19 protein-coding genes are annotated in these 20,658 nt (G+C 72.9%); 13 read left to right on the top strand and 6 right to left on the bottom strand.

Features of this window, described 5'->3' with window-relative positions; all coding sequences use genetic code 11:
• Positions 1–57 precede the first annotated feature (57 nt).
• Complete coding sequence (locus tag JQN70_RS06540; protein WP_204130515.1) at positions 58–1,242, bottom strand: DNA recombination protein RmuC; 1,185 nt, start codon at positions 1,240–1,242, stop codon at positions 58–60.
• A gap of 99 nt (positions 1,243–1,341) precedes the next feature.
• Here JQN70_RS06540 and JQN70_RS06535 point away from each other — a divergent pair, with 99 nt between their 5' ends.
• The 8 genes from JQN70_RS06535 to JQN70_RS06500 all read left to right on the top strand — a co-directional run bounded on the left by JQN70_RS06535 (position 1,342) and on the right by JQN70_RS06500 (position 6,478).
• Positions 1,342–1,827, top strand: a complete 486-nt coding sequence (locus JQN70_RS06535; protein WP_204130514.1) for a glutathione peroxidase — start codon at positions 1,342–1,344, stop codon at positions 1,825–1,827.
• Positions 1,828–1,847: 20 nt separating this feature from the next.
• The gene (locus JQN70_RS06530) at positions 1,848–2,486 is read left to right on the top strand and encodes a hypothetical protein (protein ID WP_204130513.1); all 639 of its coding nucleotides are present in this window, start codon (positions 1,848–1,850) and stop codon (positions 2,484–2,486) included.
• Positions 2,487–2,496: 10 nt separating this feature from the next.
• On the top strand, positions 2,497–3,012 hold the full coding sequence (locus JQN70_RS06525; protein WP_204130512.1) for an NUDIX domain-containing protein: 516 nt from the start codon (positions 2,497–2,499) through the stop codon (positions 3,010–3,012).
• A 131-nt stretch (positions 3,013–3,143) separates the two neighbouring features.
• Positions 3,144–3,500 (top strand): YdeI/OmpD-associated family protein, encoded by a 357-nt coding sequence (locus tag JQN70_RS06520; RefSeq protein ID WP_204130511.1) that lies wholly within the window; start codon positions 3,144–3,146, stop codon positions 3,498–3,500.
• A 12-nt stretch (positions 3,501–3,512) separates the two neighbouring features.
• A complete protein-coding gene (gene ychF, locus JQN70_RS06515) occupies positions 3,513–4,598 on the top strand; it encodes a redox-regulated ATPase YchF (RefSeq protein ID WP_204130510.1) in 1,086 nt (361 codons plus the stop codon).
• Positions 4,599–4,738: 140 nt separating this feature from the next.
• Positions 4,739–5,071 carry a DUF3024 domain-containing protein gene (locus JQN70_RS06510; protein ID WP_204130509.1) on the top strand — a complete coding sequence of 111 codons (333 nt, stop codon included), beginning with the start codon at positions 4,739–4,741 and terminating at the stop codon, positions 5,069–5,071.
• Positions 5,072–5,298: 227 nt separating this feature from the next.
• Positions 5,299–5,769, top strand: a complete 471-nt coding sequence (locus tag JQN70_RS06505; protein ID WP_204130508.1) for a helix-turn-helix domain-containing protein — start codon at positions 5,299–5,301, stop codon at positions 5,767–5,769.
• A gap of 19 nt (positions 5,770–5,788) precedes the next feature.
• Positions 5,789–6,478: a nucleotidyl transferase AbiEii/AbiGii toxin family protein gene (locus JQN70_RS06500; protein WP_204130507.1), complete on the top strand. Its 690-nt coding sequence runs from the start codon at positions 5,789–5,791 to the stop codon at positions 6,476–6,478.
• Between the two features lie 248 nt (positions 6,479–6,726).
• Here the strand turns inward: JQN70_RS06500 and JQN70_RS06495 are convergent, their stop codons facing one another.
• On the bottom strand, positions 6,727–8,256 hold the full coding sequence (locus JQN70_RS06495; protein ID WP_204130506.1) for a family 20 glycosylhydrolase: 1,530 nt from the start codon (positions 8,254–8,256) through the stop codon (positions 6,727–6,729).
• A 29-nt stretch (positions 8,257–8,285) separates the two neighbouring features.
• The gene (locus JQN70_RS06490) at positions 8,286–10,616 is read right to left on the bottom strand and encodes a family 20 glycosylhydrolase (RefSeq protein ID WP_204130505.1); all 2,331 of its coding nucleotides are present in this window, start codon (positions 10,614–10,616) and stop codon (positions 8,286–8,288) included.
• A 245-nt stretch (positions 10,617–10,861) separates the two neighbouring features.
• Between JQN70_RS06490 and JQN70_RS06485 the strand changes: the two genes are divergently transcribed.
• From JQN70_RS06485 to JQN70_RS06465, 5 genes are read left to right on the top strand one after another with little or no spacing between them, the layout of a single operon-like run.
• Positions 10,862–12,109, top strand: a complete 1,248-nt coding sequence (locus JQN70_RS06485) for an ROK family transcriptional regulator (protein ID WP_204130504.1) — start codon at positions 10,862–10,864, stop codon at positions 12,107–12,109.
• Positions 12,106–13,413, top strand: coding sequence for an extracellular solute-binding protein (locus JQN70_RS06480; RefSeq protein ID WP_204130503.1), 1,308 nt, complete (start codon positions 12,106–12,108; stop codon positions 13,411–13,413). The genes JQN70_RS06485 and JQN70_RS06480 overlap by 4 nt, the downstream gene beginning before the upstream one ends.
• Positions 13,410–14,342: a carbohydrate ABC transporter permease gene (locus JQN70_RS06475; RefSeq protein ID WP_204130502.1), complete on the top strand. Its 933-nt coding sequence runs from the start codon at positions 13,410–13,412 to the stop codon at positions 14,340–14,342. Before JQN70_RS06480 ends, JQN70_RS06475 begins: the two co-directional genes overlap by 4 nt.
• Complete coding sequence (locus JQN70_RS06470; RefSeq protein ID WP_307835847.1) at positions 14,339–15,283, top strand: carbohydrate ABC transporter permease; 945 nt, start codon at positions 14,339–14,341, stop codon at positions 15,281–15,283. The genes JQN70_RS06475 and JQN70_RS06470 overlap by 4 nt, the downstream gene beginning before the upstream one ends.
• Positions 15,280–16,761: a glycoside hydrolase family 3 protein gene (locus JQN70_RS06465; protein ID WP_204130501.1), complete on the top strand. Its 1,482-nt coding sequence runs from the start codon at positions 15,280–15,282 to the stop codon at positions 16,759–16,761. Before JQN70_RS06470 ends, JQN70_RS06465 begins: the two co-directional genes overlap by 4 nt.
• 30 nt (positions 16,762–16,791) lie before the next feature.
• Here JQN70_RS06465 and JQN70_RS06460 read toward each other — a convergent pair whose 3' ends face one another.
• The 3 genes from JQN70_RS06460 to JQN70_RS06450 form a co-directional block, all read right to left on the bottom strand.
• Positions 16,792–18,624, bottom strand: coding sequence for a GMC family oxidoreductase (locus JQN70_RS06460; RefSeq protein ID WP_204130500.1), 1,833 nt, complete (start codon positions 18,622–18,624; stop codon positions 16,792–16,794).
• 111 nt (positions 18,625–18,735) lie between these two features.
• Positions 18,736–19,923: an aminotransferase-like domain-containing protein gene (locus tag JQN70_RS06455; protein WP_204130499.1), complete on the bottom strand. Its 1,188-nt coding sequence runs from the start codon at positions 19,921–19,923 to the stop codon at positions 18,736–18,738.
• Positions 19,920–20,576, bottom strand: coding sequence for an RraA family protein (locus JQN70_RS06450; protein ID WP_204130498.1), 657 nt, complete (start codon positions 20,574–20,576; stop codon positions 19,920–19,922). The genes JQN70_RS06455 and JQN70_RS06450 overlap by 4 nt, the downstream gene beginning before the upstream one ends.
• Between the last annotated feature and the right edge of the window lie 82 nt (positions 20,577–20,658).

Genomic DNA, 20,658 nt, shown 5'->3' with positions numbered 1-20,658 from the left:
CGCCCACAGCCGCCACCCCGAGCGCAGACCCCGCGAGCACCCGCCGCCCGGGCACGCTCAGCCCACGTCGCGGCGCGGCGCGGGCTCGTCGAGGCCGAGGTCGAGCTCCGGGCGGGCGTCGTCGGTGGTCACGGCGTCGATGAGCTCTTGGGCGGTGAGCGGCCGGGGGCCGGTGCGCACCGGCTCGAGGACCGCGAGGTCGTCGGTGACCACCTCGAGCTCGTGCATCCGGCGGGCGGTGACGAGCACCCGGGACTCCAGCGCCCCGACCATCGCGTTGTAGGCCTCGACGCTGCCCTGGAGGCTGCGGCCGAGCTTCGCGGTGTGCCCGCCGAGCGTCGCGAGCCGGGCGTGCAGCTCGCGGCCGAGGTCGAGCAGCTCGCGGGCGCTGCTCGAGAGCGCGTCCTGCTGCCAGGTGAAGGCGACCGTGCGCAGCAGGGCCAGCAGGGCCCCCGGCCCGACGAGGACGACCCGCTGGGCCAGCGCGCGCTCGTGGAGCGAGGGCTGGGCGGCGAGCGCCGCGGCGAGCATCGCGTCGCTGGGGACGAAGCAGACGACGAGCTCGGGGCCGTCGCGGAAGGCCGACCAGTACTCCTTGCCCGACAGCGCCGTGACGTGGCTCGCGAGCCCGTCGGCGTGCCGGCGCAGCAACGCGGCCCGCTCGTCGTCGGGGAGGTCGTCGGCCTGGGCGTCGAGGAAGTGGGTCATCGGGGCCTTGGCGTCGACGACGAGGGACTTGCCACCGGGCAGCCGCACGACGACGTCGGGACGGACCCGTCGCTCGTGGGCGCTGACGCCGGAGACCTGCTCGTCGAAGTCGCAGCGCGCGAGCATTCCCGACGCCTCGAGGACCCGACGCAGCTGCACCTCGCCCCAGGCGCCGCGCACCGACGACGAGCGCAGCGACCCGGCGAGCGAGGAGGTGGCCCGCCCCAGCCCCTGGGTCTCGGCCTCGACCCGCCCGAGCAGCGAGCGCAATGACCCGAACTGCTCGACCCGGTCGCGCTCGAGGACGCCGACGTGCTGCTCGACCCGCACCAGCGCGTCCTTGAGCGGCGCCAGCAGCGCGGCGGTCTCCATGTCCTCGGCGAGCGAGGTCTCGAGGTCGAGGACCCGCTCGCGCAGCAGGTCGCGCTCGGTCTCGACCGAGGCCACCCGGGCAGCGTGCAGCAGCCGGCCCACCGCGCCCGCGGCCAGCGCACCGAGCACCACCCCGAGGAGAACCCACACCCATCCGTCCATGGCGTGATGCTCGCACCCCCCACCGACAGGGCCCGGCAATCCGGCGTGCCGAGCGGGTCCGAACACCCGCCGACACCGGACCCCCCGAGAGGACCCCGCATGCCCGTGCTCCAGGACTTCACCGCGACCACCCTCGTCGGCGACGAGCAGCCGCTCGAGGCCTACCGCGGCAAGGTCGTCCTCGTCGTCAACACCGCCTCGCAGTGCGGCTTCACCCCGCAGTACGACGGCCTCGAGGAGCTCTGGCAGAAGTACCGCGGCCAGGGGCTCGTCGTCCTCGGGTTCCCCTGCAACCAGTTCGGCGGGCAGGAGCCGGGTGACGCCGAGCAGATCGGCGAGTTCTGCCGGGTCAACCACGGCGTCACCTTCCCGATGTTCGACAAGGTCGAGGTCAACGGCGACGCCGCGCACCCGCTCTACCGCTGGCTGCGCCGCGAGGCCCGTGGCGCCCTCGGCAGCGAGAAGATCAAGTGGAACTTCACGAAGTTCCTCGTCGGGAAGGACGGCGCGCCGATCAAGCGCTTCGGCTCCAGCACCAAGCCGGAGAAGCTGCGCGGCGCCGTCGAGAAGGCCCTCGCCGCCTGAGGCCCGCCTACGCTCGGGGCATGCCCGAGAGCATCGAGGAGTACGCGGCCCGCGTCGCCGCCGCCCAGGACGCCGACGGGCGCATCCCCATCGACCCCGAAGGCGTCGTCGCCTGGGACGTCTTCCCGTTCGAGACCGACGGCCTGCGCCTCAAGCCCGGTCCGGTCTTGGGCGAGGAACGGGTCCGCACCGGCGAGGATCCCGCGACCTGCCCGTGCGCGACCGAGCCGGCGCGCGGTCCCCGGGAGCCGTTCGGTGTCGTCTGGGAGGGCGAGCACTTCCTCCTCAAGGTGCCGCCGCCGTCCGGGGCCCCGCTGATGCTCTCGGTCGTCACGCGCGAGCACCTCGACGTGCCGGACCTGTCCGACGACCTCGCCGCCGCCTTCGGGCGCCTGCACGTCGCGCTCGTCGCCGCCGTGGAGGAGCTTCCCAGCGTCGGCCGGTGCCACGTGATGCGGATCGGCGACGGCGGGGTGCACGCGCACTGGTGGTTCCTCGCCCGGCCGGCCCGCCTGCCGCTGGTCTTCGGCTCGTTCATGGTCGACTGGGACGACTTCCTCCCGCCCGTGCCGCTCGAGGTGTGGGTCGAGAATGCGACGTTCGTCGCGCAGCGCCTGCGCGACCGTCTGGGCGGCAGCGTGGTCGGGGTCGCCGGGTAGCCTCCCAGGCATGGCACGACGCGAGGAGACCGAGGCCGAGCGCCTGCGCCGCATCGCAATCCTCAACAACCGGCTGCCGAAGAAGCGCAACATCGCCCAGGGCCTGCTGCGCAACCCCGCCGGCGAGGTGCTCCTCTGCGAGCTCACGTACAAGCAGGAGTGGGACCTCCCCGGCGGGGTCGTCGACCCCGGCGAGCCGCCCGCCCGCACCGTGGTGCGCGAGGTCGACGAGGAGCTCGGCATCGACGTGGCCACCGCGGGCCTCATCGCCGTCAACTGGCTGCCGCCGTGGCGCGGCTGGGACGACGCGCACCTCTTCCTCTTCGACCTCGGCGTCCACTCCGGCGAGCTCGACCCGGCGCGCTTCCTGCGCCGCGAGATCGTCGATGCCCACTGGGTCGATCCCTCGGCCGTGGGCGACCACGTCGCCCCGTACACCGCGCGGATGCTCGCCTCGGTCGCCGCGTGGACGCCGGGGGAGACCCTCTACCTCGAGGACGGCACGGCGCCGGGCGGTGCGGCGTGAGGGACGAGAACCGCCTCGCGCTCGTGCTGCTCGGAGCGCTGGCGCTCGTCAGCGTCGGCATCCTCGGCTACATCGTGGTCTCCGCGCTGACCGCCTGAGTGGTCGTCGGTGGGTCGTCCTACCGTCGGGGGATGAGAGCGCCCGAGCCCGTCCTCGAGTTCCCCGACCGGGACGCACTGTGGGCCTGGCTCGAGGACCACCACGAGAGCGACCCCGGGGGGTGGGTACGCCTCGCCCGTGCGCGGTCGGGGTTGTGCAGCATCTCCTTCGAGGAGCTCCTCGAGGCGGGCATCGCCTTCGGCTGGAGCGAGAGCACGCGCCGCCGGTACGACGACCGCTCCTACCTCCAGCGCTTCACCCCGCGGCGCGGACGCGGGACAACCTCCGAGCGCAACCGGCTCATCGCGCAGCGGCTGGAGGCCGAGGGGCGGATGAGCCCGGCCGGGCGGAGGGCCCTCGGAGTCGGTCGGGCTCTCGAGGCTCGGTAGACTCCCGGTCTCGTGGCACTCACCATCGGAATCGTCGGTCTCCCCAACGTCGGCAAGTCGACGATGTTCAACGCGCTGACCAAGAACGACGTCCTCGCGGCGAACTACCCGTTCGCGACGATCGACCCCAACGTCGGCGTCGTCCCGCTCCCGGACGCGCGGCTCGACCGGCTCGCCGAGATCTTCGGCAGCGAGAAGGTCCTCCCGGCCACCGTCTCCTTCGTCGACATCGCCGGCATCGTCCGCGGCGCGTCCGAGGGGGAGGGCCTGGGCAACAAGTTCCTCGCGAACATCCGTGAGGCCGACGCCATCTGCCAGGTCGTGCGGGCCTTCGAGGACGGCGACGTCGTGCACGTCGACGGTGCCGTCTCGCCCGAGTCGGACATGGAGACCATCCACACCGAGCTCGTCCTCGCCGACCTCCAGACCCTCGAGAAGGCCGTCGCCCGCCTCGAGAAGGAGGCGCGGATCAAGAAGGAGTCCAAGCCGCTCCTCGACAACGCGCTCGCCGCGCAGAAGGTCCTCGAGGAGGGGAAGACCCTCTACGCGCACGGCGCCGCCGCCGGGGTCGACCTCGCCGCGGCCGCCGGGCTCGGCCTGCTGACGACCAAGCCGTTCATCTACGTCTTCAACCTCGACGAGGACCAGCTCGCCGACACCGAGCTCCACGCCCGGCTCGCCGCGCTCGTCGCGCCCGCCGACGCGGTGTTCCTCAACGCCAAGCTCGAGATGGACCTCGTCGAGATGTCGCCCGAGGATGCGCTGGAGATGCTCCAGGGCTTCGGCGCCGAGGAGTCCGGGCTGGCCCAGCTCGCCCGCGTCGGGTTCCACACCCTCGGGCTGCAGACCTACCTGACGGCCGGTCCCAAGGAGTCGCGGGCCTGGACCATCCGGCAGGGCTGGACCGCCCCGCAGGCGGCGGGCGTCATCCACACCGACTTCCAGCGCGGCTTCATCAAGGCCGAGATCGTCTCCTTCTCCGACCTCGACGAGCTCGGCTCGATGGCCGCCGCCAAGGCCGCCGGCAAGGCACGCATCGAGGGCAAGGACTACGTGATGCAGGACGGCGACGTCGTGGAGTTCCGCTTCAATGTCTAGGGTCGACGGGAACCGCAAGTAGGCGTTGGGGATCGTTGGTCCTTGGAGTCGAGCTGGTCCGCAGACAGTCCGCACGCCTCGTCGACACGCCCGCACTCTGGCCGGGCATTGCTCGCTCCACTCGGTGGCACGCTGGTGTTGTGGCACTTCCGGAGACTGACCTGCGCCGCATCCGGCTCTGGGCACAAGAGCGCGTGCCGGCGCACCTGTGGGACGAGCTGAAGGTCGAGGCCGACGTCTCCGACCGACACGTCGACATCGTCGAAGTGCGGCCACCGTGGGACGGCGTCGGGGAGCACACCCGGTTCCCGATCGCGCGGCTGCGCTACACGAAGTCCACCGGCCGATGGGCGATCTACTGGCGCGACCGCAACCTGAAGTTCCACGAGTACGAGTACAAGCACCCAACCAAGAACGTCCAGGCGCTCCTCGACCACATCGCGGCGAGCGGCGACCCCATCTTCTGGGGGTAGTGAGCCCGAGCCCAGAGCGTGTCTCCGTTGACTCAGTGGCTTCGCCTCCGGCTCCACGAGCCGGTCGAAACAGGTGATGGCGACATGGTTGAGGCGACCTGACCACTGGGCTTCGTCCCGCGTGGACGAGACCAGTGGGCACGGCCGGATGCGCGGTGACTGGTCGCCTGACCAAACCCTAATGTGAAGCGTTTCTCATTATTGACGACAGCGGAACAATGACTAGAATGAGAAACATGCCAGCTCCTAGTCCGTACACGAGCCCCGAGCAGCAGGCGGACCTCGAACGTCTGGGCGCCCGGCTGCGCGCACGCCGGAAGGCCCTTGGCGTCACGGTGGTTGCCTGCGCCGAAGCTGCTGGCGTCTCGCGTGTCACCGTGCACCGGATCGAGGCAGGCAACCCCTCGGTCACGATCGGCGCCTACGTCAACGTTGCAGCCGCACTCGGACTTCACGTCGTCGTCCCCGTCCTCGAAGCTCCCGCAGCAGAACCGGCGTCGATCACGGTCGGCGACTACCCCGGCCTCCGCACGCTGGCCTGGCAGACCGACGCCGGCACCACCGTCACCGAGACAGAGGCGCTCAACCTCTACGAACGCGGTTGGCGACACCTCGACCAGGAAGCCCTCACCGATGACGAGAGGGCGTTCATCCAGCACCTCGCGGACGCCTATAGCAACGGGAGGCTCCTTGTTTAGGCGGCCACACCACCAACGTGTGGCCGAGGTGCTGTCGATGCTCGACGCGCCTCTCCTGGCTGAGCACCACTGCTGGTTCGGAGGCGGCACCGCGATCGTCCTCGACAACGACGAGTTCCGCGAGTCGGTCGACATCGACTTCCTGGTCTCCGACCAGCAGTCGTACCGACGGCTTCGCCAGATCGTCCGGAACCACGGGCTGGATGCTCTGGCCACGGGCGAACTGGCTTTGGGTCGAACACCCTCTGTCGACGGCTACGGGATCCGGGCCTCGGTCCTCGTTGCGGGGGTCGCGATCAAGTTCGAGATCATCCATGAGGGCCGCATCGACCTCGACACTCCCTCACCAGAGGATGAAATCTGCGGCGTACGAATCCTGACGCGTACTGACCAGGTGGCCACCAAACTGCTCGCCAACGACGACCGCTGGGCAGACACGTCGACGTTCAGCCGCGACCTGATCGACCTGGCCATGATGAGTCCCGACACCACCGCCCTGAAGGCCGGCGCCCACAAGGCGGTCGATGCATACGGCGAGACGGTCGGCGAGAGCCTGAACAAGGCAGTCACCCACCTCCGAGATCGCCCGCAACGTCTCGACGAGTACATCCGAGCACTCAAGATCGACGCGCCCCGAGCAGTTGTCTGGCAGAACATCCGCGACTTGTCCGCACGATCCAGGAAGATCGAAAGCCTGGGTAGTCGCTAGGACTGGCCTCGCGTCATGTCGGTGCTCGCGAGGAATGACCGCAGGGTCTCCGGACGTCCAGCGGTCCGCAAACAGTCCGCAAGAAGTCCGGCGGACGCCGATCTCGGTCAACGACGTTCAACGACGCCAGAGACACGTTTGTGCAGGTCAGAGCACCGTTTCCAATCTCGACTGGCGACGGTCAACAGTAGCCGAAGCGTCCAATTTCGTTCCGCTTCAACGTCTGAGTCCGGCCAGCACGGGCGAGGTCAGCGTGGCGGGGCGTCCCCGACGGCGCTCGAGAGGGCGGCGAACCCCGCGTAGTCGGCGGCCGGGCGAGGGCTGCCCCAGTTCAGCTGGGCGAGCACCCGCAGGGGGTCGCGGACGTTCGCGGCGACGGTGGCCGGGGGGACCGCCACGCCGGGCTCGCCCCACACCGACAGCTGGGCGCCGAGCAGGTGCGGGTCGTCCTCGCCGAGGACCGTGCTCTCCGTGTTACGGAGCGCGAACCGGCCGACGGAGAAGGTGTCCCACAACCGCCCTGCGCTCGGCGGGGTGTTGCCGAGGATGTAGTACAGCTCGAGCCAGTTGGCGTTGACGAGGTCGTGGCCCCGGTCGGCGAGCTGGCGGGCCGTCGGGTCGTCGCTGCCGTACCAGTGCGAGATCGAGACCTCGGGCGAGAGCGGCACGACCGTGCTCGGGACGATCTGGTCGTTCCAGATGCGCAGCCCCTTGCCGTACTCGGCGACGACCCCGGCCATGTGGTTGACGAAGTCGTACTGGAGGTCACGGCCGGTCGCCGCCGCGCCGTAGCGCCGGCGGGCCTCGGCCCCGAGCCCCGGGTAGGCGTCGACCTCGGCGGTGCTCAGCCACTCGTCGTTGCCGAGCATCCACGTCGGACCGTCGAGGAGCGGCAGGTACTCGCGCAGGACCGACTCGGCGAAGTCCCACGCGCTCTGCTGGCTGAGGTCGAGGACCCGACGCGTGCCGCCGACCGGCGCCAGGGCGATGCCGGGCCGTGCGGCGAGCAGCGCACCCATGTGCCCGGGGACGTCGATCTCCGGCACGACCGTGACGCCCTGCTGCGCCGCCCAGCCCACGAGGTCCTGGAGCTCGGCCTTCGAGTAGTGGTCGGCGGACACGGCGTCGGGCGCGACCGTGCTCTCGACGCGGAACGCCTGGTCGTCGCTGAGGTGCAGGTGGAGGGTGTTGAGCTTGAGGTAGGCCATCTGCCGGACCTGGTCGCGCACCCACGACAGCGGGTAGAACTGCCGCGCGAGGTCGACCATGAGGGCACGCTCGGACTGGACGGGTCCGTCGGAGACGGTGCCCCTCGGGAGTGTCGTGGTGCGACGCAGCAGCTGGAGCACGGTCTGGGCCGCCCAGGAGAGCCCGGTGCTCGTCGTGGCGCGGGCCCGCAGGGTCGAGCCGACGGTCAGCTCGTACTCCTCGTCGTCGAGGCCGGACCCGAGGGAGAGCACGACGTCGCCGGCCGCGCCGGCGCCGGACCCGCTGCCGACCGGCCGGCCGAGCACCGCGGTGAGGTCGCCGGCCAGTGCGGCGGCGCGGGCGGCGAGCGTGACCGGTGCCCGGACGGTGGGTGCGGTCGCGAGGGTGAAGGTGCCGCTGCCCGGGGTCCAGCACCGCAGGCCGGGAAGGCACGGGGGCAGGCCGCCTCCGGCGGCGGCGCTGGGAGCCGCCCCCGCAGGGACGGGTCGGGCGACGACGGCCGCCGCGGCCAGCCCTCCGAGCACGACCCGGCGGGCGACGGTGGGGGAGAGGGGGTGTGGGTTCGACATCGGATGTCCTTCGGCTGTGGTCGGGTCGGTCAGCGGGCCGCGAGCTCGCGGAGGATGGTCCACGAGCCCTGGGCGGCGAGGGAGCGGAGACGCAGGTAGCGGGCCGTCGTCCCGGCGGGGGCGTCGGCGTGGATCTCCGGGGTGTCGCGGTAGCGCCCGAGCTCGGTCCACGTGCTGCCGTCAGGGGACACCTCGAGGAGCACCTCGTGGAGGTAGTCGGTGTCGCGTGCCGGCGGGTCGCCCATGAGGACGTCGACACCCGCGAGGTCACGCACCGACCCGAGGTCGCGCAGCACGTAGTCGTCGAGCTGCGCACCGCGGCCACCCCAGAAGAAGGTGCTCGGGTCGCCGTCGCCGGCTCGCGCCAGGTCGTACACGTCGTAGACGGGCAGCGAGGAGGACAGCCCGGGTGCCGAGGACTGCTCGACGGCGATGCCGATCTCGGCGATCCGCAGGGGGTCCGGGGACGCGCAGGTCGTGACGAGCCGGACGTAGCGCACGGGGTCCGGGCCGGTGACGAGCGGGTGGGCCTCGGAGGCGCCGGACAGGGTGGCGACGGTCCGCCAGGTCGTGCCGTCGGCCGAGGCCTCGAGCCGCGCGCACGGCAGCGGCGCCGGCGCCTCGCCCGGCGGGTCGGTGCGCAGGTCGACCGCGACGACCTTCCGGGCCGTGCGCAGGTCGAGGGTGACCGAGGTCCCCTCCGCGGCCGGTCCGGCGGTGCGCAGGACGGTGCCGAGCCGCCGGTCGGCGGCGTCCTCGGCCGGGTGCAGCGGGTCGACGGCCGCCGAGACGGTGACGACGGGCACGTCGTCGTAGGGCTCGAGCGGGGTGTCGAACCCGGGCGCGTCACCGACGGCCCGCACGACGGGGAGGAAGTCGTCCCACGAGGCCGTCGGCCGCGGTGAGCCCCAGGCCACCTGGGCCGTGGCGCGCAGCGGGCGTGCGATGCCGTAGGCGACCTGGTTCTCGGTCTCGGCATCGGGGTCGAGGTCGCCCCAGACCGAGAACTGCAGGCCGCGCAGCCGCTCCAGGGCGGCGCCGGTGAGGGTCTGCCCACCGTCGAACGTCGTGGGCGTCACCTGCTCGTAGATCCGGGCGGGGTCGGTGCGGGTGATCCCCTGGATGTAGTAGAGGCTCGTCCACGCGCTGTTCACGAGGTCGTGACCGGCCTCGGCGAGGGTCTGCGGCGTCCAGCCGAACTCGCTGCCGTCGTACCAGGAGTCGATGACGATGCGCGGGTCGACGGCCTCGACGTACCCCGTCACGAGCTGGTCGTTCCACATCCGGGCCGTCTTCCCCTCGCGGCGGACCGTGGCGGCGGCGGTGTTGACGAAGCGGTAGAGCAGGTCACGCGCACGGGCGTCCGGGCCGATGCGCCGCTGCGCCTCCGCCTGGAGCTGGGGGTAGCGGCCGATCTCCCGCTCGGTGAGCCACTCGTCCGCCCCGAGGTGGAACTCGCGGCCGGGGAAGAAGCGCGCGTACTCGGTGTAGAGGTCGCGGGCGATGCGCCAGGCCGCGGGCTGCGACAGGTCGATGCTGCCCGCGCGCACGGTGCCGGCGGCGTCCCGGAGGGTCAGCTCCGGGTGCGCGTCGATGATCTGCTGGGCGTGGCCGGGCATGTTCACCTCGGGGACCACCGTCACGTGGTACCGGTCGGCGAGGGCGAGCAGCCGGCGCAGCTCGGCCCAGGTGTAGTGCTGCTCGGAGACCACCTCGGGGTGGCTGCGGCTCGGGAGCCGCCACGCCTGGTCGTCGGTGAGGTGGAGGTGGAGGTGGGTGTACTTGAGGTAGGACATCTGGCGCACGAGGTCCTCGAGCCACGCGGGGGACATGTACGTGCGCGCGACGTCCACCATCACCGAGCGCTCCGCGACGGCCGGCGTGTCGTGGGCGCTGCCGCGCGGCAGGGTCGTCGACTGGCGCAGCAGCTGCACGACGGTGCGGGTCCCGAGGAAGACGCCCTCCTCACCCCGGGCCGACACCGTGAGCGTGCGCCCGACCGTGAGGTCGTGGGTCTGCCCGGCGACCGAGTCGCCGTCCGCCCGACCCTTCACGTCGAGCACGATGTCGCCCTCCCGCGCCCGCGACGGCGGCAGGACGGCGACGGAGACGGCCCGGTGGGTCACCGACCGCAGCTCGCGGGCGAGGAGGGACGCCGTGCCGGACAGGGCCCGGGCGTCCTGCGGGCTGGTGACCACCCGGGCCCGCGACGGGAGCGACCAGGTGCCCTCGGCAGGGGTCCACGAGGAGAGGGCCGGGATGGTCGGCGGCAGCGGCGGGGCCGCGTCCGCGCCCCGGGGTGCAGCCCCCGCGGCCGGGACGGCCAGGGCGCCGGCGAGGCACAGGGTCGTCGTGGCCACGAGGGCGAGCCGACGAGCGAGGGATCTGGCGGGCACACGCATGGGGACCTCCGTAAGGGTTCTTTACGGAGAGCGAGTGAAGCCGGGAGGCGCCGACGGTGTCAAGAGGTGGGTGCAAAATCCTTGCAACGGTGCGCTCAACGGGCGCCTCGGCCGACGAACGGTCGGCGGTCACGGATCGCTGCGCCAGGTGGATACGACACGACGCTTGACTTTCGTAAAAGAGTCTTACTAAAGTCCGCCGCATGACGTTCAGCACCGCGGACACCCCGCTCGTCAGGGTCCACAACGCCCGGGCCGCCCTCGACCTCCTGCGCCGTGAGGCCCCGCTCTCCCGCGTGGAGATCGCCCGTCGCCTCGGGACGACCCGCCCGACCGGGTCGGCCGTCGTGACCACCCTCGTCGAGGTCGGCCTCGTCCGCGAGGTGCCGTCGCCGGCGGCCGGCGGTCGCGGCGCCCTCTACGAGCCGGTGGCCGAGGCCGCGCACGGCCTGGCCCTCGACGTCGGGGGCCGCGTGCTGCGGCTGGCGGTCACCGACCTCTCCGGCCGGGTCGTCGCGCGGCGCACCGTCGAGCACCACGGCGCCTCGCCGCGCGAGCTCGCCGAGGTCGCCGTCGGGCTGCGCGACGCCGCGCTCGCCGAGGCGGGCCTCGCCCCGGCCGACCTCAGCGCCACCGTCGTCGGCGTGCCCGGCGTCCTCGACCCCCGCAGCCACCGGCTGACCCGGGCGAACCCCGACCGGGCGGGCGGACCCGCGGTCGCGGACGCGGTGACCCGCGGCCTCGGCCACGAGCCGCAGGTCGAGAACGACATCAACCTCGCCGCCCTCGGGGAGCGGGCCTCCGGCCGGGCGCAGGGCGTCGACGACTTCGCCTTCCTCTCGGTCGGCACGGGCGTCGGCAGCGGGCTGGTGCTCGGGGGAGCCCTGCACCGGGGACGCCACGGCGCCGCCGGCGAGCTCGAGCTCTCCGGCTCGGAGGGCAGCGCCGCGGAGCACGCGCTCCTCCGGCTCGTCGCCGAGGGACGCGAGGGCGGGACCCCGACGTCGCTGGCGGCCGACGCCACCCCGGCCGACGTGTTCGAGGCCGCGGCGGGCGGCGACCCGCTGGCCACCGCCGTGCTCGGCGAGCTCGCCGCCCGCCTCGCCCGCCACATCGGGGACCTCGCCCGCGTCGTCGACCTCGAGCTCGTCGTCCTCGGCGGAGGCATCGGCTCGCGGTGCGCCGGCCTGCTCGACGACATCGAGACCCGGCTGCACGGCACCGTGCTCTTCCCGCCCCGCCTCGCGATCGCCTCGCTGCACGGCTCACCCGTCCTCGACGGCGCCGTCTCGCTGGCCACCGCGTCGGCCTATGCCGTCGCCATCGGTCGTCTCGACGCGACCTCGTCCCCGGCTCCCGCCGCGGACCCCGACACCGCGGACCGGGACCGTCCCGGGCCCGGTTCCATCCCGGCGGCCGGAGCCGGCCGCCGCCGCAGGAGGACCCCATGACCCACCGCACCGTCCGCACCGTCCGGACCGCCGCCGCCGCCCTGGCCCTCACCACGGTGTTCGCCCTCGCCGGCTGCGGCGACGACGACGCCGGCAGCCCGTCCGCCGCCACGCGTCCCGACAAGCTCGTCGTCTGGCTCCAGCCGGAGGCCGAGAAGGGCTGGCCCGACCTGCTGGCCACGGTCAACAAGGCGTTCACGAGCCGCACCGGGGTCCCGGTGGAGGTGCAGACCCAGCAGTGGGACAGCCACCTCGCCAAGCTCGACACGGCCCTCACCGGCAGGACCCCGCCCGACGTCGTCGAGCTCGGCAACACCGAGACGACGAAGTACCTCGCCGCCGGCGCCTTCGACGACCTCGGGCCCCACCTCGGCGACTTCGAGAACTCGGGCACGTGGGTGCAGGGGCTCAAGGACTCCTGCACCTTCGACGGCAAGGTGATGTGCGTGCCGTACTACGGCGGGTCCCGGGCCGTCATCTACAACACCGAGCTCTTCGCCAAGGCCGGCATCACCACCCCGCCGACCTCGCTCGACGAGCTCTTCGCCGACGCCGCGACGCTCGAGAAGACCTTCGGGTCCGACCCGGCGTTCTCCGCCTTCTACCTTCCGGGCAAGAACACCAAGGCGTCGCTGGCCTTCGTCATCGACGCCGGCGGGGCCATCGCCACCCAGGACGGTGGCACGTGGAAGGGCGCGCTCGACTCCGCCGAGGCCCGCTCCGGCCTCGCGTCGTTCAAGTCCCTCGTCGACCGCTTCTCCACGGCGGACCGCACCGGTGACGAGTCCAAGCAGGACGCCACCTTCGCCAAGGGCAAGATCGCGATGATGTACGGCCTCAGCTGGGAGCCGGGCGCGATCATCGACCCGGCCTCGGGCGGCGACCCGGCGATGAAGGGCAAGATCGGCGTCTTCCCGATGCCGAGCCGCACGCCGGGCAAGACGATGCCGGTCTTCCTCGGCGGCTCGGACCTCGCGGTACCGGCGAACAGCCCCAACCAGGAGCTGGCCCGGCAGTGGATCGCCGAGTACACGAGCACCGAGAGCATGACGGCGATCGCCGGGACCGGCCTGGTGCCGAACACGACGTCGCTGCTCGACCGCACCCCGCCGGAGGCCAAGCCGTTCGCCGAGGCGGCGCAGCAGACCTTCTTCGTGCCCGTCGCGCCCGGCTGGGCGACGGTCGAGAGCAAGGGCGTGCTCGACCGTCTCAACGTCTCGATCCTCACGGGCAAGGCGACCATCGACGAGGCGACGACGACCGCCAGCACGGCGATCACCGAGACGCTCAACGAGTCGCCGTGACCTCCGCCCCCGTTCGCCTCGGACCCCGGCGCGCCCTGCGCCGCCGGGGTCCGATGGCGCCCTACCTCCTCGTGGCGCCGGCCGTCGCCGTCGTCCTCGGGATCCTCGGGTGGCCCCTGGCGCAGCTCGTCGCGATCTCCTTCCAGCGCTACGGCCTGGCCGAGCTCATCCGGCACCGGGGCCGCTGGGTGGGCCTCGACAACTACGCCTCGATCGTCCGCGACCCCGACTTCTGGCTCGTGGCCCTCCGGACGACGGCCTTCACGGCGGTCACCGTCCTCGCGACGATGCTCATCGGCGTGGGCCTGGCCTTCCTCCTGCGTCGCGTCCGACGGCTGGTCAAGCTGCTGCTCACCGTCACCCTCGTCTTCGTCTGGGCGACCCCGGTCGTCGTCGGGGTCTCGATGTGGCAGTGGCTCGTCGACTACGAGTTCGGCGTCGTGAACTGGGTGCTGGGACGGATCGGCGTCGACGGGTTCCCGCGCCACAACTGGTTCGAGGACCCCGTCCAGGGGCTGGCCGTCGTCGGCGCCGTCGTCGTGTGGGGGGCGGTGCCGTTCGTCGCCATCACCGTGCACGCGGCCCTCTCGCAGGTGCCCGAGGAGCTGCGCGAGGCCGCCGTCATCGACGGCGCCAGCGCACCCCAGGTCGCCCGGCTGGTCACCCTGCCGCTCATCAGGCCCGTGCTCAACCTCGTCGTCGTCCTCGAGATCATCTGGAACTTCCAGGTGTTCAGCCAGCTGTGGATCATGGTGGGGGGCAGGCCGACCCAGGACTACCAGCTGTTCAGCGTGTACGCGTACACGCAGTCCTTCGGCATCAGCCAGTACGGCCGCGGCGCGGCGATCGCCGTCGTCATGGTCCTCGCCCTCGCCGGCCTCTCGGTGGTCTACGTGCGACGGATGCTCGCGACGGAGGCGACGTCGTGAGCGCGCTCCCCACCGTGGGCGACCCGGCACCCGCGCCGGGTGCGGCGCCTGTCCAGCCCGCCGTCGCCCGTCCCGCGGCACCACTGCGCACCGCCCCCGCCGGCACCCGACGGCGCCGGCAGCGCCGACGCTCCTGGGCGGCAGACGCCCTCGGGCTGCTCGCCACGGCGGTCCTCGGCTTCCCGATCTACTGGATGGTCAGCTCGGCCTTCAAGGACGGACCCGAGCTGCTCAGCTACACCCCGCACTGGTGGCCGCACCACCCGACCCTCGAGAACTTCCGCCGCGCCCTGTCCCGCGAGTGGTTCTGGACGAACGTCGGCAACTCGCTCATCGTCGTCACGGCGACCGTCGTCATCTCGCTGGCCGTCGCCCTGCTCGCCGCGATCGCGGTGGCGCGCTTCGACTTCCGTGGCCGGCGTGCGTTCGTCGCGTGCCTGCTGGCGGTGCAGATGGTCCCGCTGACGGCGCTCATCATCCCGCTCTTCCTCATGCTCGACGGGGTCGGGCTCACCGACCGCCTGCCGGGCATCGTCCTCACCTATCTGTCGTTCGTCCTCCCGTTCTCGGTGTGGACGCTGCGCGGCTTCGTCCTCGCGGTGCCCGTCGAGCTCGAGGAGGCGGCGATGCTCGACGGGTGCACGCGGGTCCAGGCGTGGCGGCACGTCCTCTTCCCGCTCGTGGCACCCGGGCTCGTCGCGACGGCGATCTTCGCGTTCATCCAGGCGTGGAACGAGTACGTGCTCGCCTACGTGCTCCTGCGCAGCCCCGAGAACCAGACCGTCACCGTGTGGCTGGCCTCGTTCACCACGTCCCGGGGCACGGAGTGGGGCCCGCTCATGGCGGCCGCCACCCTGACTGCTCTTCCGGTCGTCGTGTTCTTCGTCATCATCCAGCGACGGGTCGTCAGCGGGCTCACCGCGGGGGCGGTCAAGGGATGAGCGGCGCCGAGCTCGACCGGCTGGCCCGGCGCTGCCTCCTGCCCGGCTTCTCCGGTCACCGCCTCCCGGACTGGGTGCGACGCGAGCTGGCGCTCGGCCTCGGGGGCGTCGTGCTCTACCACGGGAACGTCGCGGACCTCGACCAGGTGGCGCGCCTCGTCGAGGAGGTGCGGCGCGAGCGCGAGGACGCCGTCGTCGCCATCGACGAGGAGGGCGGCGACGTCACCCGGCTCGAGCTGTCGACCGGCAGCTCGTGGCCGGGCAACGCGGCGCTCGGCGCGGTGGACGACGTGGGCCTGACCCGCGAGGTCGCGCGCCAGATCGGTCTCAGCCTGCGCCAGGTGGGGCTGCGGATGACCTTCGCGCCGACCGTCGACGTCAACGAGCACCGGGGCAACCCGGTCATCGGGGTCCGGGCGTTCGGCGCGGATCCGGCGGTCGTCGCCCGGCACTCCGTCGCGTTCGTCGAGGGGCTCCAGGGCACCGGCGTCGCGGCCTGCGCGAAGCACTTCCCGGGCCACGGCGCGGTCGACGTCGACTCGCACCTCGCGCTGCCGGTCCTCGACACCGACGCGGCCTCGCTCGAGGCCTCGGCACTGCCGCCGTTCGTCGCGACGATCGGGGCGGGGGTGCGCTCGGTCATGGTGGGCCACCTCGCCCTGCCCGCCCTCGGGGTCGAGCTCGCCTCGACGAGCGAGCTCGTCATGCGGACCCTCCTGCGGCAGCGGCTCGGGTTCGAGGGGGTCGTCGTGACCGACGCCCTCGAGATGGGCGGTTTCGCCGACACCGTGGGCCTCGTCGCCGGTGGTGTGCGGGCGGTGGGGGCCGGGGCCGACCTGCTGTGCATCGGCGCGCTCGACGGGGAGGACCGGACCTGCGCCCTGCGCTCGGCGCTCGTCGCCGCGGTGCGCGACGGGTCGCTCCCGGAGGAGCGGCTGCACGACGTCGGCGCCCGCCTCGCCGACCTCCACGCCTGGTCCGCGCAGGAGCCCGTCGGCCCCCTCGCCGGGCCCGACCGCGACGTCGGGCTCGTGGCCGCGCGGCGGGCGGTGCAGGTCAGCGGGCCGCCTCCGGTGCTCGGGGACCGCGTCGTGGTCGTCGAGGCCGGTGGCCCGCCGAACCCGGCCGTCGGCGACGCGACCTGGGGCATCGGGGGCCTGCTCGCCGACCGTCGCCGGGGTGTCGAGGTCCGCAAGATCGAGGCGCCCGCCTCCGCCGAGGCGGTGCTGGCCCCGGCCGCCGGTGCCGACCTCGTGCTCGTCGTCCGCGACCGGAGCGTGCACCCGTGGCTCGGCGAGCTGACCCGCGCGGTCCTGGCCCACCGTCCCGACGCCGTCGTCGTCGACGTCGGCGCCGCGGACCGTCCGGCCGGGGCGCGGCACTACCTCGCGACGCACGGGGCGTCCGCCGCGGCCGCGCGCGTGGTCACCGAGCTGCTCGACTCCGGCCGGGTCGCCGCGGTCGCGGCCGAGGTCTGAGACCACCCGGCAGCCATCGGCTGCCGACCGTCAGCCGACCATCCGGTGGAGCCGCACGCCGTGGTCGGCCGCCACCATCTCGGCGGCCTTCTCGCCGATCATAATCGCCGCGGCGTTCGTATTGCCGCTGACCACGTTCGGCATGACGCTCGCGTCGGCCACCCGCAGCCCGTCGATGCCGCGGACCCGCAGCCGCGGGTCGACGACGTCGCCGATCCGGCAGGTCGAGGTCTCGTGGTACACCGTGAGCGCGTAGTGGCGGGCGAGGTCCTCGAGCAGGGCGTCGCTCGGTTCGTCGCCGGCGGTGTGCTCGTGGGCCCCGGCCAGGTGCGGCGGGATGACCGGGTCGCCGAGCCCGCCGCCCGGCCAGGCCGCCGCGAACTCGAGGGCCTTGCGCATCACCGCGAGCATGACCGCCACGTCGTGGGGGTCGTCGAAGTAGTTGAGCATGATCCGTGGCGGCACGGCCGGGTCCGCGCTGGCGAGCGTCACCGAGCCCTCGGAGTGCGGCTGGACGGGGTTCGGCAGCAGGACGACCTGCCCGCGCGTGGGGTCCAGGAAGCTCTCGGGGTCCTCGAAGAACGCCGCCGGCGGCAGCCGGAAGACGGCCTCCCAGATGCCCGGCGTGTAGCCGCAGGCGAGGAAGCCGATCTGCGCGTCGTGGGTGTGGGTGTCGCCGAGACCGGTCGAGAAGAACGCGACCGCGTCGTAGAGCGAGGACGACGCGATGCCCCTGCCGGTCGTGAACCACTCGCCGATGCGCCGCTCGGCCTCGGCCTTGGCGGCTGCGAGCGGTTCGGGGAGGTCGGCGTCGTCCGCGGGGTCGGCCGGCAGGGGACCGGCGGGCGCCCGCAGGGCGTCCGGACCCAGGCCCATCGCGACCTCGGTCATCGTCTCGCCGATGCCGTCGGCGGCGAACATCAGCGGGGTGTGCAGGTGGTCCTTGAGGTGGCGCCCGACGTCGGGGAGGTCGACGACGCACTCGACGCCGACGGACGCCAGCTTCTCGCGCGCCCCGACCCCCGAGAGCAGGAGCAGGTGCGGTGACCCGATGGCGCCCGCGCTGAGCACGACCTCGGTGCCGGCGTGCACCTCCTCCGAGCCGCCGTCCTCGGTGCGGTAGGCCACGCCGGTGGCGCGCACGGCGTCGCCGTCACGCTCGAGCAGCACCCGCTCGACGAGGGCCCCGGTGACGACGGTGAGGTTCTCGCGGTCCATGACCGGTTCGAGGTAGGCGTGGTAGGTCGAGCTGCGCCGGCCGTCCTTCGTCGTGGTCTGGAAGAGCGAGGCCACCCCGTCGGGGTCGAGGCGGGCCGGGCCGTTGTAGTCGCCCTGCTTCATGCCGCTGGCCGCCGCGGCCTCGACGAACTGGTTGGCTGAGGACAGGACCGGCTGGCGCACCGCCACCCCGACCGGCCCGTCGCCGCCGTGGCTGTCGGGGTCGGCGTGCAGCTCGGGGGAGTCGACGAACCCCTCGGCCTTGAGGAAGTACGGCAGCACCTCGGCGTACGACCAGCCCTCGGCGCCGCCCTCGGCCCACGCGTCGAAGTCGCCCGGGTGTCCCCGCACGTAGGCCATGTAGTTCAGGCCCGACGAGCCGCCGAGCATCTTCCCCCGCGGCACCATCATCCGGCCGCCGACGATGCCCCGGCCGACGCCGCCGGGGTCGCCGTCGAACATCCAGTCCGTCGACGGGTCGTTCTGGAGGGAGGCGACCGCGGCCGGGACCATCTCGGTCGGAGGGGGCGTCCCGCCCGCCTCGAGGAGGCACACCCGGACGTCCGGGTCCTCGCTCAGCCGGGCGGCGACGACGGCACCGGCCGACCCCGCTCCCACGATCACGTAGTCGTACGTCGAACCCATGGATCCCACCTCGTCGTGGCACCTCGCCGGGCGGCGGGGACGGTGGCGTCACGGAACCACACGGACCCGCAGGCGCACAAGGGATGCGTCGAGCCGACGTCGCGCCTGCGCTCAGGCGAGCACGTCGGCGAGCAACGCACCCATCGCCCGCACCCCGGCGACCATCCGGTCGTCGGGCACGCCGGAGTAGCTCATCCGCGCGTGGTGCACCTCGGGGCGGTCGGCGAAAAACGGCGCCCCCGGCACGAGGATGACCCCCGCCCGCGGGACGAGCACGTCGCGCTGGAACGCGGCGAGGTCGAGCCGCTCGGGGAAGGTCACCCACGTGAAGAGCCCGCCCTCCGCACGCGTCCACGAGGTGCCGGCGGGGAAGTGCTCGGTCATCGTCGCGAGCATGAGGTCGCGCTTGTGCCGGTACACCGGGAGCATCGAGGCGATGTGGGCCTCGACGTCGAACCCGGAGAGGTAGGCCGCGGCGGCCCGCATGTTCAGCGTGCCGTTCTGGGTGTCGGCGGCGAGCTTGAGGAGCGCCAGCTTCTCGCGGACCTCCGGCTCGGCCAGCGCCCACCCGAGCCGCAGACCGGGTGCGAGGATCTTCGAGAACGAACCGAGGTGCACGACACGGCCGTTGGGGTCGAGGCTGCGGATGGTCGGCAGCCGCTCGCCCTCGTAGCGCAGCTCGCGGTACGGCGTGTCCTCGAGGACGACGACGTCGTACCGCTCGGCCAGCTCGACGAGGTGCCGGCGCCGGGCGAGGCTCATCGTCCGCCCGGTCGGGTTCTGGAAGTCGGGCACCGTGTAGACGAGCTTGACCCGGTCGGTCGTCCGGAGCACCTCCTCCAGCGCGACGGTGTCCATCCCCTCGTCGTCCATCGGCACCGACCGGTACTCCGGCTCGCACGGGTTGAAGGCGATGAGCGCGCCGAGGAAGGTCGGCCGCTCGGTGACGACGACGTCGCCGGCGTCGAGGAAGAGCTTGGCCGTGAGGTCGAGCCCCTGCTGGCCGCCCTGGGTGATGAGCACGTCGTCGGCGGTGCACGGCATCCCGTCGGCCGTGAGCCGCTGCGCCACGAGCGCCCGCAGCTCGGGCAGCCCGTCCGAGGCCGTGTACTGCAGGGCCGAGGTGTTCTCGGGGGTCAGCAGCGAGTCGTAGATCTTGTGCAGCTCGTCGACCGGGAAGAGCGTGGGGTCGGGGTAGCCGCCCGCGAAGGATGTGATGCGCGGGTCGCCGGCGAGCGCGAGGAACTCGCGGATGGCCGACGGCTGCACCCGCTCCGCGCGGCGCGCGAAGGAGGTCATCCGAAGGCCAGCCGGCCGGGACGCCCCTCGCGCAGGGCGGTGAGGTGCTCCTCGTAGGTCATGACGTCGAAGAGCGACGTGCCGCCGAGGATGCGCTCCTGCAGCGCCTTCTCCCGCGCCTCGATCGCCTCGGCCGCGTCGACCGCGGCCGCCACCTCGTCGGCGGTGGCCACGACGAGGCCGTCGTCGTCCCCGACGAGCAGGTCGCCGGGTGCCACCGCCACGCCGTCCAGCGCGAGCGGCACGCCGGTCTCGGGCAGGGCAGCGGCGCCGAAGGCGTTGGGCGCGAACCCCGTCGACCACACGGGCATCGACAGGCGGGCCAGCGCGGAGGTGTCGCGGGTGCGACCGAGCACGACGAGTCCGGCCAGCCCGCGTCGCTGCGCCTCCGTGCCGAAGAGCTCACCGGCGACGGCACGCTCGTCGCCACCGGCGTCGACGACGAGGACGTCGCCGGGTCCGGACTCGCGCAGCGCGTGGATGACCGACACGAGGTCGCGGTTCGCGCGGGCCGTGACGACCCGGCCGGCGCACCGTCCGCCGGGCACCACCGGCCGCAGCCGCAGGGGCAGGACCCGGAGGGCGGGGGAGGCGTCGACGAGGCTCGTCGTCGAGAGCCCGGCGAGTCGGTCGAGCAGGCCCTGCGGGGTCATGCGGTGTCCTCTCCAGTGGCGGTCGTCGGTGTCCCAGCAGTCTCCGGCGCGCTCGACCGCCGCGGCAACCCGCGTCCACGGG

This window comes from Phycicoccus sonneratiae (genome assembly GCF_016887965.1).
GTDB lineage: Bacteria > Actinomycetota > Actinomycetes > Actinomycetales > Dermatophilaceae > Phycicoccus > Phycicoccus sonneratiae.
Note: the sequence above shows the minus strand (reverse complement) of the source record. Positions and strands in the feature narration are given on the sequence as shown.

Coding starts and splice junctions, on each gene's coding strand:
- JQN70_RS06480 (WP_204130503.1), top strand. CDS start 12,106: ATGACCCACCGCACCGTCCGCACCGTCCGGACCGCCGCCGCCGCCCTG.
- JQN70_RS06455 (WP_204130499.1), bottom strand. CDS start 19,923: ATGACCTCCTTCGCGCGCCGCGCGGAGCGGGTGCAGCCGTCGGCCATC.
- JQN70_RS06535 (WP_204130514.1), top strand. CDS start 1,342: ATGCCCGTGCTCCAGGACTTCACCGCGACCACCCTCGTCGGCGACGAG.
- JQN70_RS06465 (WP_204130501.1), top strand. CDS start 15,280: ATGAGCGGCGCCGAGCTCGACCGGCTGGCCCGGCGCTGCCTCCTGCCC.
- JQN70_RS06495 (WP_204130506.1), bottom strand. CDS start 8,256: ATGTCGAACCCACACCCCCTCTCCCCCACCGTCGCCCGCCGGGTCGTG.
- JQN70_RS06460 (WP_204130500.1), bottom strand. CDS start 18,624: ATGGGTTCGACGTACGACTACGTGATCGTGGGAGCGGGGTCGGCCGGT.
- JQN70_RS06540 (WP_204130515.1), bottom strand. CDS start 1,242: ATGGACGGATGGGTGTGGGTTCTCCTCGGGGTGGTGCTCGGTGCGCTG.
- JQN70_RS06525 (WP_204130512.1), top strand. CDS start 2,497: ATGGCACGACGCGAGGAGACCGAGGCCGAGCGCCTGCGCCGCATCGCA.
- JQN70_RS06530 (WP_204130513.1), top strand. CDS start 1,848: ATGCCCGAGAGCATCGAGGAGTACGCGGCCCGCGTCGCCGCCGCCCAG.
- JQN70_RS06505 (WP_204130508.1), top strand. CDS start 5,299: ATGAGAAACATGCCAGCTCCTAGTCCGTACACGAGCCCCGAGCAGCAG.
- JQN70_RS06520 (WP_204130511.1), top strand. CDS start 3,144: ATGAGAGCGCCCGAGCCCGTCCTCGAGTTCCCCGACCGGGACGCACTG.
- JQN70_RS06450 (WP_204130498.1), bottom strand. CDS start 20,576: ATGACCCCGCAGGGCCTGCTCGACCGACTCGCCGGGCTCTCGACGACG.
- JQN70_RS06485 (WP_204130504.1), top strand. CDS start 10,862: ATGACGTTCAGCACCGCGGACACCCCGCTCGTCAGGGTCCACAACGCC.